The sequence below is a fragment of the Streptomyces sp. NPDC093065 genome (genome assembly GCF_044754585.1).
Classification (GTDB): Bacteria; Actinomycetota; Actinomycetes; order Streptomycetales; family Streptomycetaceae; genus Streptomyces.
Window position 1 is genome coordinate 368578 of sequence record NZ_JBIVPJ010000004.1, and the last position, 12230, is coordinate 380807.

General features: G+C 72.8%; 12 protein-coding genes. 5 read left to right on the top strand and 7 right to left on the bottom strand.

Features of this window, described 5'->3' with window-relative positions:
* The first annotated feature begins 191 nt into the window (after positions 1 to 191).
* Positions 192 to 1031: an ABC transporter ATP-binding protein gene (locus tag ACIQFU_RS10160; protein WP_402550402.1), complete on the top strand. Its 840-nt coding sequence runs from the start codon at positions 192 to 194 to the stop codon at positions 1029 to 1031.
* 244 nt (positions 1032 to 1275) lie between these two features.
* Here the strand turns inward: ACIQFU_RS10160 and ACIQFU_RS10165 are convergent, their stop codons facing one another.
* Positions 1276 to 1641, bottom strand: coding sequence for a transglycosylase family protein (locus ACIQFU_RS10165; protein ID WP_402550403.1), 366 nt, complete (start codon positions 1639 to 1641; stop codon positions 1276 to 1278).
* Positions 1642 to 1942: 301 nt separating this feature from the next.
* On the opposite strand from ACIQFU_RS10165, the gene ACIQFU_RS10170 reads away from it, so the two are divergent.
* The gene (locus tag ACIQFU_RS10170) at positions 1943 to 2434 is read left to right on the top strand and encodes a DUF5949 family protein (RefSeq protein ID WP_402550404.1); all 492 of its coding nucleotides are present in this window, start codon (positions 1943 to 1945) and stop codon (positions 2432 to 2434) included.
* A gap of 65 nt (positions 2435 to 2499) precedes the next feature.
* On the opposite strand, the gene ACIQFU_RS10175 is transcribed toward ACIQFU_RS10170, so the two are convergent.
* Complete coding sequence (locus tag ACIQFU_RS10175) at positions 2500 to 3036, bottom strand: isochorismatase family cysteine hydrolase (RefSeq protein ID WP_402550405.1); 537 nt, start codon at positions 3034 to 3036, stop codon at positions 2500 to 2502.
* 74 nt (positions 3037 to 3110) lie between these two features.
* Complete coding sequence (locus ACIQFU_RS10180) at positions 3111 to 3905, bottom strand: restriction endonuclease (protein WP_402550406.1); 795 nt, start codon at positions 3903 to 3905, stop codon at positions 3111 to 3113.
* Between the two features lie 141 nt (positions 3906 to 4046).
* Here ACIQFU_RS10180 and ACIQFU_RS10185 point away from each other — a divergent pair, with 141 nt between their 5' ends.
* Positions 4047 to 5117, top strand: a complete 1071-nt coding sequence (locus ACIQFU_RS10185; protein WP_402550407.1) for a nitrous oxide reductase family maturation protein NosD — start codon at positions 4047 to 4049, stop codon at positions 5115 to 5117.
* Positions 5118 to 5163: 46 nt separating this feature from the next.
* Entirely contained in the window at positions 5164 to 6192 is a 1029-nt protein-coding gene (locus ACIQFU_RS10190; protein ID WP_402550408.1) for a methyltransferase, read from the top strand.
* A gap of 79 nt (positions 6193 to 6271) precedes the next feature.
* On the opposite strand, the gene ACIQFU_RS10195 is transcribed toward ACIQFU_RS10190, so the two are convergent.
* The 4 genes from ACIQFU_RS10195 to ACIQFU_RS10210 all read right to left on the bottom strand — a co-directional run bounded on the left by ACIQFU_RS10195 (position 6272) and on the right by ACIQFU_RS10210 (position 11110).
* The gene (locus ACIQFU_RS10195) at positions 6272 to 7438 is read right to left on the bottom strand and encodes a SchA/CurD-like domain-containing protein (protein ID WP_402550409.1); all 1167 of its coding nucleotides are present in this window, start codon (positions 7436 to 7438) and stop codon (positions 6272 to 6274) included.
* Positions 7439 to 7590: 152 nt separating this feature from the next.
* Positions 7591 to 8277, bottom strand: coding sequence for a class F sortase (locus tag ACIQFU_RS10200; RefSeq protein ID WP_402550410.1), 687 nt, complete (start codon positions 8275 to 8277; stop codon positions 7591 to 7593).
* Positions 8278 to 8388: 111 nt separating this feature from the next.
* Complete coding sequence (locus ACIQFU_RS10205; protein ID WP_402550411.1) at positions 8389 to 8943, bottom strand: hypothetical protein; 555 nt, start codon at positions 8941 to 8943, stop codon at positions 8389 to 8391.
* 262 nt (positions 8944 to 9205) lie between these two features.
* Complete coding sequence (locus ACIQFU_RS10210; protein WP_402550412.1) at positions 9206 to 11110, bottom strand: SpoIIE family protein phosphatase; 1905 nt, start codon at positions 11108 to 11110, stop codon at positions 9206 to 9208.
* A gap of 143 nt (positions 11111 to 11253) precedes the next feature.
* Here ACIQFU_RS10210 and ACIQFU_RS10215 point away from each other — a divergent pair, with 143 nt between their 5' ends.
* Entirely contained in the window at positions 11254 to 11805 is a 552-nt protein-coding gene (locus tag ACIQFU_RS10215) for a GNAT family N-acetyltransferase (protein WP_402550413.1), read from the top strand.
* Positions 11806 to 12230: the final 425 nt, after the last annotated feature.

The window sequence follows — 12230 nt, forward strand, 5'->3', positions numbered from 1 at the left end:
GCTCCCCCTCGTGTCCCACCGACGACGCCACGATAGGAGCCGGGCCCGGCGCCGTGGATGAGTACGGGAACTCATCCGCGTCCTGAGTGCCGGCCCACCGTCCAGGAAGCGGACGGTCCGGCGGGAGCGTGGTGAGTACATCTAGTGTTCGGCGTGACCGAGAGGTGCCCCGCGCGTGAAGGAGTCACCGCATGACCGTCCAGACAGCCAGCTCCCAGGCCGACGAGGACGCGGCGGCCGTGCTGCGGCTCCAGGACGTGAGCGTGCGCCGCTTCACCACGGACCAGCTGATCCTCGACGGCGTCGAGTGGACGGTCCGGCCGGGCGAGCACTGGGCGCTGCTGGGGGCCAACGGCGCGGGGAAGACGACCCTGCTGCGGCTGCTCGGCGCGCTCATGCACCCCACCACGGGCACGGTCGAGGTCCTCGGCAGCAGGCTCGGCCGGGTGGACGTCCGTGAGCTGCGCGCGCGCATCGGCCACGTGAACTCGGCCCAGCGGGTGCCGCAGGACCTCACCGCCCACGCGGTGGTGCTCACCGGCCACAGCGGCACCGTCCAGCCCCTGTGGCGGACGTACGACGACGAGGTCCGCGTCCGGGCGCGCGAACTGCTGACCGAGCTGGGCGTCAAGGAACTGGCCGACCGGCCCTACGGGGTGTGCTCGGGCGGGCAGCGGGCGCGGGTCCTGATCGCCAGGGCGCTGATGGCCGACCCGGCCCTGCTGCTCCTGGACGAGCCGTTCAACGCGCTGGACCTGCCCTCCCGCGAGGACCTCGTCGAGGCGATGCACCAACTGGCCGAGGGGCGGCCGCAGCTGGCCACGGTGACGGTCACCCACCATCTGGAGGAACTGTTCCCGGCGGTCAGCCACGCGCTGCTGCTGCGCGAGGGCCGGATTCTGTCCCGGGGGGCGGTGGACGAGGTCCTCACCGACTCCCTGCTGACCGAATGCTTCGGCCGGGACATCACGGTGGCCCGGCGCGACGGCCGCTGGTCGGCCTATTCGGGGCGGCGCGTTTCCGGAACATGACACGGCCGCGACGGTGGCCCGCCCTGGACGTCACCGCCCGCGAACGGCCCACCGTCGGCCGGGGGTCGAGGGGGCGAGTGCGGCCCCGGGCGTATCGGAGTACGCGAGGTCCGGGGCCGCCACTCGGCTCCCCCGCCGGGGCACTGCCCGTCCACCGCCCGGGGGAAACGGGGGCGGCGGTGATCGGCCGCAAGTGCACGCCCACGGGTTACCCCGGTCAACGCGGCGCGGACGGCGGTCGTCCTCAGGCGCAGCCCCAGGCGCCCATCCCCTGAATCCGGGCCAGGCGTTCCGCCACGGCGATCTGCTCGGCGCGGCTGGCGAGGTCCGCGCGCGGGGCGTACTCGAGGCCGCCGGCCGCGATCCAGCTGGACCGCGCGAACTGCAGGCCGCCGTAGTAGCCGTTGCCGGTGTTCGCCTGCCAGTTGCCGCTGGACTCGCACGCGGCGATGGCGTCCCAGTCGGTGCGCGAGGGCGCCGACGGCGCGGCGACCGCCTGGCCGGTCGCGCCGAGGGCGGTGGCGGCGACCAGGGCCAGCGCCGCGGTGCGGATCCTGCGGCCACGCGAACCGCGCACGTCGCTCTGACGATCGTTTCGTCTACAGATCATAAGACGACTGTTACACCACGTGATCGGCCGTTGCCGCCCAAGACCACCCCGTCTTGGGCCAGTCGGGGCACCGACTCACCCCGCCCGCCGTGCGCGTGGGCGACTCGCGGGCCGCGGAGACCGTGGAGATCACGCGGAGGAGGAGAGGTGCGCGCACCCGCGTTCGGCGGCGCGCGTGGCCGGCTGTCGCGGCACCGACCGGCCGTCGAACGCCCCTCGTTCGTGTGAAGAAACGCGAGGGTGTCGTCCAGTCGGGTGACGGCCGGGCGGGTGCGTCCCCGCGCGCGCTTACGGTTTCGCGGTGACTTCGATCTCCGCTGACCCGCGCCCCCTGCGAACCGCCGACCTCGGCACGCTCGTCATCATGTCCTGGAGCCGTGAGACGCCCGACGGCGACGTCCCCTTCCTCCTCGCCTGCTCCCTCGGCGACGGGGAGGGCGGCCCGGACGCGACCCCGGCCGCCGTCGAGGGGCTGCTGAGCCGTTCCGGAATCGCGGTGGGCGGCGACACCGTCCTCGACGGCACCGTCCTGCCCGACCTGCCGGTCGGCCTGCTCGTCGTACCGGGTGCGGCGGCCCTCACCATGCCGGGCGTCAACGCCCAGTTCGTCCCCACCCCGCAGTGGCGGGCGGCGGTGGACGAGCGGGGGTACGCCTGCCTCGTCTTCGCCACCCGCCCCTGGTCCGGCGGCGAGCCCGGCGACGCCGCGGCGGTCGCCGCCTTCGCCAACCACGAGGACACGCTCTCCACGGCGGCGCAGGTCGTCCTGCCCGTGCGCAGCCTGCGGACCTGACGGCGGGCGCGCGTCCCGCTCACGGTGTGGCGGCGGGCCGGCTCACGCCATGGCGGCGGGTCTGCTCACGTCCACAACTCGCCGCTGTCGCACACCCGGGCGCCCATGTTCCGCTCCATCATCCGCAGCGCCGCGTCCGCCAGGTCGGCGTGGATGTGGGCGACCGCGTCACGCGCCACGATGACCTGCAGATGGCGGATGTGCGCGTCCAGCGCCGAGTAGAGCACGCACTGTTCGGTCACCTGCCCGCACAGCACGAGCCGGTCGATTCCCTGCTGGTGGAGCAGATAGGTCAGCGGGGTCTCGTAGAAGATCGAGTGGCGTGCCTTGACCACGAAGAGGGAGGACTCGTCCGGCTTCAGCGGCTCGACGAGCCGGGAGTGCGGGCCCGAGAGGGCCTTGTCGAGGATCTCGCCGTGGTGCGAGCGCCACTCCCCGAAGTTGTCGTTGACGTAGATCACGGGGACGCCCTGCCGCCGCGCCCGCTCCAGCAGGCCGGTCACCTGGGGCAGTACGGATTCCACGGCCGGGATCAGGGAGTCGGCGTCCTGGTGATCGTAGGTGTTGATCATGTCGATGACGATCAGCGCGGTCTTGCCCATGCCATTCAGGTTGCCACCGCGCGGCGCGGAAACCCGGCGCCACCCGCCGACCGGGGGCGGGTGGGCCGCCCGGCTCACAACGACGCCCGTCCGGACGGCTCCGTCCCGTCCTGCCCGGTCCCGGGCAGCTCCCAGGGCGCCGGTCCGCTCCCCTCGCACCAGTCGCGCAGCCACGCTCCGTCCACGCAGACTATTCCGCACCGCTCGGCGTACTCGGCCGCCGGTGCGGTGAAGTCGGTGCTGGTGACGAGGACGGCCAGGTCGGCCTCGTGCACGGTGAAGCAGGTGCCGCCGAAGCGCTGGAGGTCCTGGGAGCCGACCTTGTTGTCCTCGCTGTAGCGCTTGCACTGGATGACGACCCGCCGGCCGTCGGGCGCCACCGCCAGCACGTCGGCGCCCAGGTCGCCCGCCCCGCCCACGACCTCGACGCCGGCACAGCCGTCCCGCCGGCACAGGCCGGCTATCGCCTCCTCGAACTCGTAAGGGTCCAACTTCTCGTGCTCGACGGGGACGACTTCGGTGCTCTCCTCGCCGTGCACGTACTCCACGCATTGCGCCGCGTGCCCCTCCTCCAGTTCGTCCAGTGCCGTCGCCGTGGCCGCCGCCAGGGCGTCGGTGGTACGGAGCACCGTCCGCCCGGCGAGATGCCGGCTCCGCGCGCGCCGGCGCAGGAGGACGGCCGCGACCCCACCGAGCACCAGGACGAACAGCCAGGCCGGCCGCCGCTGCGCCACGTCGAACGCCATGCGCACCACCCACCCCACCAGGACCAGGGCGATGGCGGCGAGACCGAACGTCACGGTGGTCGCCCGGAGGTCGAAGCGACGCCCTGCGCGTCTGGCGCGGACACGGCGTTCGGGCACGGTCACGGTGGTTCCTCCCCGGGTGGCCGACATGAAGATCACGTACGCCTTGTGCCCGGCAACCACCGGTTCAGCGCCCGCTCATGACACGCCGTCGGATGGCTCATCCCAGCCGTCGGGGAATATTTCAGGCATACCTTTCGGAATATGAAGAAATGCCATGTCGTGTACCTCGTGTGCACCGCAGCGATGATCGGAACGGGACTCGGTGCGGCTCCGGCCTCCTCCGTTCCCATGACCCACCTGGTCCACCCCGGAGAGTCGATCCAGAAGGCGGTGGACGCCGCCAAGTCGGGCGACACCGTCCTCGTCACCACCGGCACCTATCGCGAGAGCGTCAAGGTGAGCACCCCCGGTCTCACCCTGCGGGGCATGGGCCGCGGCACGGTCATCGAGCCCAGCACCGAGAAGGCGGCCGACAACACGTGTGCCGAGGGCGGCAACGGCATCTGTGTGATCGGCACGAAGGACAAGAACGTCATGGGCATCACGGTCTCCGACCTCACGGTGACCGGGTTCACCCGTACCGGTGTGTTCTCCATGGCCACCGACGGGCTGACGGTGCGCAACGTGAACGCGGTGAAGAACGGCGTCTGGGGCATCGCCCAGGAGCGGTCCGTGCACGGCATCATCCGCGGCAACACCGCCCGCGACAACGGTGACGCGGGCATCTTCCTCGCCAACAACATCAAGGCCGAGGAAGGCGCCGCCGACACCGAGGGCACCCTCGTCGCGCACAACCGGCTCGAGGGCAACCGCATCGGCGTCACCGTCCGGCGCCTGCGCAACCTCGCCGTCGCGGACAACCACATCACCGGCAACTGCGCGGGCGTGTTCGTCGTCGGCGACGAGAACACCCCCAAGGCCGGCGACCTGGTCGTGCGCGACAACCAGGTCGTGCGCAACAACAAGTCCTGCCCGAAGACCGACCGGCTGGAGGCCCTCCAGGGCTCCGGCATCGTCCTGACCGGCGTCGAGAAGGTCCTGGTCGCCGACAACACGGTCGCGGGCAACGCGGGCAAGTCGTCGATGTCGGGCGGCATCGTCCTGGCCGCCAGCATGGTGGGCACCGCCAACGCGAAGAACGAGGTCAACGGCAACCGGCTGAGCAAGAACTCCCCCGCCGACCTGGTCGACGCCGGGACCGGCGACACCGCCAAGAGCAACACCTTCACTGGCAACACCTGCGGCGCCTCCAAGCCCGCGGGCCTGTGCTGAGCCGGCCGTAACCACCCGTGGACCGAAGAAGGAAGGAAAGCGGCGCATGACGACCGCACAGACTGCCCCGCCCCCGCCCATGCGGCTGAGGGAGCTCGTGTTCGGGGCGGCATGTGCCGCCGCCCTCCGCGCGGCCGCACGGCTCGGCGTCGCCGACGCGCTCGGCGACAGCCCCATGGCCGTGGAGGACCTCGCGGCCGCCGTGAAGACCGAGCCCAAGCCGCTGCGCCGGCTGCTGCGCGCCCTGACCTGCTACGGCGTCTTCACCGAGCACAGGAACGGGACGTTCGCGCACACCGACATGTCCCGCCTGCTGCGCGAGGACGACCCGCACAGCCTGCGCAACATCACCCTGTGGTGCACCGAACCGTGGACCTGGGACGCCTGGCCCCTGCTCGACGAGGCGGTGCGCACCGGCTCCAACGTCGTCGAGGGTCTGTACGGCAAGGAGTTCTTCACCTACCTCAACGAGGACGCGCCCCAGTCGGCCGAGGTCTTCAACCGTGCCATGACGACGTCCAGCCGGCAGTCGGCCCAGGACGTCGCCGCGCTCCTCGACCTGTCGGCCAGCGGCTCGGTCGCCGACATCGGCGGCGGCCAGGGGCACGTGGTGGCGAGCCTGCTGGAGAAGTACCCGGCCATGCGGGGCACCCTGCTCGACCTGCCGCGGGTGGTGGAGAACGCCGACCCCCGGCTGCGCGAGGGCGGTTCGCTCGCGGACCGCGTGCGCGTCGTGCCGGGCGACTGCCGCGAGGCCGTCCCGGTGCGGGCCGACGTGTACGTCATCAAGAACATCCTGGAGTGGGACGACGACAGCACCGCCCGCGCCCTGCGCAACGTCATGGCGGCCGGCGGCCCCGGTGCGCGGGTCGTCGTCATCGAGAACCTCGTCGACGACACCCCGTCGATGCGGTTCAGCACCGCCATGGACCTGCTGCTCCTCCTCAACGTCGGCGGTGCCAAGCACACCACCGACAGCATGGTCGGCCGGCTGACCGACGCGGGCCTCGTCATCGACGACATCCGCCCGGTCAACCCGTACCTGCACGCCTTCGACTGCACCGTGCCTGAGTGAGCTGACCAGCGGGCGCGCACGCGTCGGCCGCCGGACCGCTGTGCTGCGGTCCGGCGGCCGACGCGTGAGTGCGGGCCGGTCAGGCGTCCGGCGCGCGCCGGTCGGTGACCAGCTCCATCCGGGCCCCTTCGAGGGCGCGGACCAGTCCGCCGCCGGTCGGGAAACCGGCGTCCGTGAAGCCGTCCAGGAGGGTCGTCAGCTCGGACACCCGGCCGGGGTCCGGGAGACCGAGGGTCACCGCGGGATCGCCCCCGTGCAGATCCCCGCGCACGTCGACCAGCCGTACCACCACGTCGTCGCGCTGGAAGATCGTGCTGCACAGGACGGGGCTGGCCGGATCCTTGGCCGCCGCCTCGTCGCGCTCGGCGAGCAGCTCGGCCAGCCGCATGCCGCAGCCCGGCCGGGCCGGGTACGACAGCGCGTGCCGCTGTGCGTCGCCCCGCTGCTCCCCCGCGGTCACGTGGTGGACGGCGGGCAGCGCCGCCCGCGTGTAGAACACCCGGGCGGACTCCGGGTCGGCGAGGTCGCGGTCCTGCTCCAGGTACGGGTTGATGGCCTCCTCGACGGCCCGCACCTCGGGCTGCTCCGCCACGTGCCGCAGGGCCGCGAGCAGGTCGCCGCGCACCTCGATGGCCCGGACCACCCGGTTGCCGTGCAGGAACAGGGACGTGCGGCACAGCCGGGTGGTGTCGTCCACCCGCGGCTCGGGCGAGGCGTAGTCGGCGAGGATCTTGCCGACCGACTCCTCGCTGCCCGGCTTCACCGTGAAGGTGAGCGCGTGCCGGATGACGCCGTCGCCGACGCGGGGCGACGCCTGCAGCCCGCCCCGGGCGGGTTCGGCACCGCTGGCCTGGTGGCCGGTCTCGCGGACCACGTGGAAGCGGAGCGACCTGGTGTCCCGCACACAGCTGTGCAGCGGCTTGACCATCCGCACGTGCTCTTCGCTGCTCACCCAGTTCAGGAACGGCGGCGCGCTCTCCCACTCGCTGGTGATCAGCCACTGGGAGGGGTTCTCGATGGACTGGCAGAGCTGCTCGCCGATGTGCCCGGGGACGGACTCGACGTGGCTGCGCAGGTTCTCGTACGTCTCGAGGAACTGCTGCTGGGCTCCGTCGTAGACCTCCACCAGCAGGACGACCCGCAGTCGGGAGCCGTCGAACACGGACTGGGAGACCTGGTGGGACAGCTGTCGCGTCAGCTGTTCGGAGGCAAGCGGTTCGGAAGCAGGGGTGGGCGTGGTGGTCATCCTGCGCACATCTCCTTCGCGGGGGCGGAACTGTACGTCGGCCGCGGTGATGCGACGCCGGCTTGCCTCGATCCTGTGCCCGGCCCCGACGGCGCGCGACTCGTGTGCGTTGCGCGGGTGACCGGCGCCCCGGACGGCCGGTTCGCGCGGTCTCAGGTGAGGTGTGCGAAGACGACCAGGTTGTCGGTGTAGTCCTTGACCTTGTGGTCGTAGTCGCCCGCGCAGGTGATGAGCCGTACCTCGGGCCGGTCGGCGTCGCCGTAGACGCGCTCGCTGGGGAACTCGTCCTTGGCGAAGGTCTCCAGGCTGTCGACCACGAAGGTCGCCTCGCGTCCGTCCGCGCGCTCCACCTGGAACTTGTCGCCCTTGTCCAGCTGGTCGAGGCGGGCGAAGACGGCGGCCGACGTCTTCGTGTCCACGTGCCCGGCGATGATCGAGGTCCCCTTCTCGCCCGGGGAGACGCCCTTGGCGTACCAGCCGACGAGGTTGGTGTCGCCGGCGGGCGGCGGCTGGAGCTGGCCCTTGGCATCGATGGCGAGGTCGGTGAAGGGCGCGTCGACGGAGATCTCCGGGATGAGCAGACGTACGGGCTTCGACCGGGGCAGGGCGGAAACGGCCGCGCCGGTCGCGGGTGCGGCGGAGGAGGCGGTCGTGCCGGGCTGGGCGGGCAGCGGAGGGCGGGAGGAGTCGGCGGACGTGTCGTTGCCGCCGACCAGGCTCACGGCCAGGATCAGCAGGGCCACGGCGCACAGCACCATCCAGCCGGAGCGGGAACCCTGATTGGCCGTCGTCTCGTCGTCGGTGGGGGTGGGGACGGGGGCGGAAGGGGGGAGGGGCATGGGGACGACCTCACTGGGGCACGGCGGCAGGGCGGACAGGTGGGCGCGGGCGAGCCGGGCCGCCCCGTGGTTCCTGGGTGGCGGCCCGGCTGCTATCGCGCCCGGCACGGCTTACGCCACTCCGTTGGCCGACTTCTTGCGTCGGACGGCGTACAGACCGGTCGCGGCGACGGCCAGGACGGCCAGCCCGCCCGCGGTCGTGGTCGGGGTGGCCAGTCCGCCGCCGCCGGTGTGCATCCCGCCGTGCGGCTTCTCGTGGTCGCCGCCGCCCCTGGAGCTCTCGCCCTCGTTCTGCTTGTAGGTCTGCGAGCCGCCTTCCTTGGACTCGCGGCCGCCGCCGTCCCAGTCGCCCTCGTTCACCGCGGCCAGCGCACCGCCACCGGTGTGCATGCCGCCGCGGGGCTCCTCGTGCTTGCTTCCCTTGTCGTGCTCCTTACCGGAGTCGTCGTGGTTCCAGTCGCCCTCGCTCACCGCGGCCAGCGCGCCACCGCCGGTGTGCATTCCGCCGCGCGGCCCGTCCTGCTTGCTTCCGTTGTCGTGCTCCTTGCTGTACGAAGAGTCGTCGTGGTCCCAGTCGCCACCGACCGCGGCGTAGGCGCCGGGAGCGCCGAGGACGAAGACGGCCGAGGCCGCCGCCGTGGTCAGGAGAATGCGAGCAGAGCGCATCTGAGGTTCCTTCCGTCACGACCGGGCAGCTGGTGCTTCGTCAGCTGAGGTGACCCGGCCCCGACGTGAATCACCGTCAGCCTGCCGTCCGTCTCGCACCACTGGGGCCGCTCAGCCGGGTGAACGCCCCGTCCGTTCGGGTGTCGCGGATGCTCTTCCGTGCGGCGCGAACGGGCTCCGGCGGCAGTGCAGTTGGGCCGGTGCGGACCCGGTGTCGTCCTGCGACGGCCCGTCACCCGCGCCCGCCCGCCCGCCTGAGCCGCTACTCCTCGGGATCCGTTTGGGTCGGGTCCCGCACCTCGGCCTCCTGGCGGCGGGAACCGGGCGCGGCACGGTCGGGGGTGGCCTCGCTGTGCCCGGACTGGGGCGGCGGGGGCGGTTCGGTGTCGCCGGGGGCGCCCATGCCGACGGCGGGCAGGCGCAGGGCGAGCAGGGCGACGTCGTCACCGCGGGGCGCGATGCGCGCGAGCAGCTCGTCGCAGAAGTCGTCGGCGCTCCACCTGTCCAGCCGCCGGGCCAGCACGCCGGCGTGGTGGCGGAGCTGGTCCATGCCCACGTCGATCGGGCGCTCGCGGCTCTCGACCAGACCGTCGGTGTAGAGCAGGAGGATGCTCTCGGGCGGCAGTTCCTCGCGGGTGTCGGGCCAGTCCAGGCCGAGGCGCAGGGTGGCGCTCATGCCGATGAGCGGGCCGTGGCCGCCCTCCAGGAAGCGGGTCCCGCCGTCCTTCGTGATCAGCAGGGGCGGCGGGTGACCGGCGTTGACCCAGTGCAGCCGCCAGGGGCCGCCCTCGGCGCCTTCGACACGCGCGAAGACGAGGGTGGCCATCGGCGCGTCGCTGGTATTGGTCACGGCCTCGTCCAGGCGTCGCATGATCACGCTGGGCGGCTCCTGGTGGTCCCAGGCGAGGGCGCGCAGCATGTTGCGGACCTCGGCCATGTGGGCGGCGGCCTGCAGGTCGTGCCCGACGACGTCCCCGATGACCAGGGCCATGACACCGTCACCGAGCAGGAAGGCGTCGTACCAGTCGCCGCCGACCTCCATGGCGCTCTCGGCGGGCCAGTAGCGGGCAGCCATTCTGAGGTGGTCGACCTGTGGAAGAGGGGTCAGGAGCTGGCGCTGCATGGTCTCGGCGACGTTCTGCTGCTCGTGGTAGAGGCGGGCATTGTCCAGGACCAGTCCGACGCGGCGGCCGATGTCGGCCAGCAGGGCGACCTCCGCCTCGGTGTGCGCGGGGCGCTCCCCGGCGCGGGCCACGGTCAGGATTCCGTAGGACCGCTGCCGGGTGCGCAGGGGGATGGCGACGGCCGCGTGGCCGCCGAGCCGTTCGAAGAGCACCCGGTGGGTGGCGGCGAGCGGGTGCTCCGGGTCCCGGCACAGTTCCTCGGCCCTCAGCGGGACGGGCCGGTCGCCCTTGATCAGCAGGGTCAGCGCGGCGCGGGCCTGGTCCGGCAGCGAGGTCATCGGCCCGCGCAGTGGTCTGGCCCGGTCCGGCTGGGTGCTGCTGCGCACGGCCACCCGTTCCAGGACGTCCGACTGACCCGGGTAGACGTCGACCGCCGCCCACTGGCCCAGTTCCGGCACCAGCAGCCGTACGAGACGCCGGAGGGTGGTGGAGGTCCGCTCGGTGGGGACCAGCACGGTGGAGATCTCGGCGACCAGGTGCAGCTGGGCAGTGAGGGCCTCCAGGGCGGTGGTCCGCGCCGTGGTCTCCTCGGCGGCGCTGCGGTGGAGGCTGAAGTCGTGGAAGACCAGGACCAGCCCTTCCTGCCGTCCCTCGCGGACGAGGGGGGTGGCGGCCCAGATGATGGGGACCGTGGTGCCGTCGGCCCGCTGGAAGAACTCGTCGCTGCCCTCCTCGGCGGCGACTCCGTGCAGGGGGCTGCGCAGTGCGCACCGCTCGCGCGGCACGGGGCTGCCGTCGGCGTGCCGGTGCAGGAGGTCGTGCGCGTCGTGGCCGAGCATCTCCTGTTCCGACCGTCCCAGCAGTTGCTCGGCCCAGGGGTTCACCGAGGTGATCCGGGCGGTGGGACCGAGGGTGAGCACGCCTGCGCCGAGGGCGCGCAGGACGGCGGCGGGGAAGTCGGGCTCCGCGGGTACCGGTGTGCCGGCCGCCTCGTCGTTCCCTGGTTCCTCGCCGTCCCGGTGGCCCGCCCGGCGTGACGTCACGACCCTCCCGGCCTTCCGATTGCGTCCATCCCGCCAGGTTCCCCCGGCGGGCGCGGATGAACCGCTCCACACGCCGGAGGGCAGGCGGACCGGGTCGCGTAAACGGCTCGCTCCGGCCGGCCGCTCCCCGGTACGTTCGCGTGATGTCCGAACTGCGAACAGAGCGTCTCGTGCTCCGCGGCTGGCGGGCGTCCGACCTGGTCCCGTGGACGGCCATGAACGCCGACCCGGTGGTCCGCGCGTACTTTCCGGACGTGCTGACACGGGAGCAGAGCGAGGCGTCCGTGGCCGGTTTCCAGGCCGACCTGGACCGGCGGGGCTGGGGGTGGTGGGCGGTGGAGACCACCGCTACCGGTGAGTTCATCGGGTTCGCCGGGCTGGATCCCGTGGAGGACGGCATGCCGTTCACCGGCGTGGAGGCGGGCTGGCGGCTGGCCCGCCCAGCCTGGGGGCATGGCTACGCCACCGAGGCCGCGCGGGCGGTGGTGGCGTACGGCTTCGAGAGCCTGGGCCTGGCGGAGGTGCTCGCGGTGACCGCGGCCGGCAATCTGCGCTCCCGGGCGGTGATGGACCGCCTCGGCATGTCCCACGACCCGGGCGCGGACTTCGACGACCCCGGGGTCCCCGAGGGCCCGCTGCGCCGCTCCGTCGTGTACCGGCTCCGGGCGGGGGACCGGCGGTCGACCGCCTGGTAGGGCGGTGGACCCGGCGGTCAGGCTTGGCCCGACGGCAATCGGGACGCCGGCCCTCGGCGGGGCGCGGCACGGGTACGGCGGCGCGATGCCGGGCGCGCCACAGGTCGGCGGTACGAGGCCGGGCGCGAACCGGCCGGAGGACGACGGCACCGCTGGGCGACGGCGGCGCCCCGGTCGGTGGGCGACGAGTGGCGTGTCTCCGCAGGCAGGTCAGGCCGAGCAGCCGAGAGCGGTACAAGGCCGGGCACGGCACAGGTCCGCGGTACAACGCCGGGCGCGAACCGGCCGGAGGCCGACGGCACCGCTGAGCGACAGCGACACCCCGGTCGGCGACGAGTGGCGTGTCTCCGCAGGCAGGTCAGGCCGAGCAGCCGAGAGCGGTACAAGGCCGGGCACGGCACAGGTCCGCGGTACAACGCCGGGCG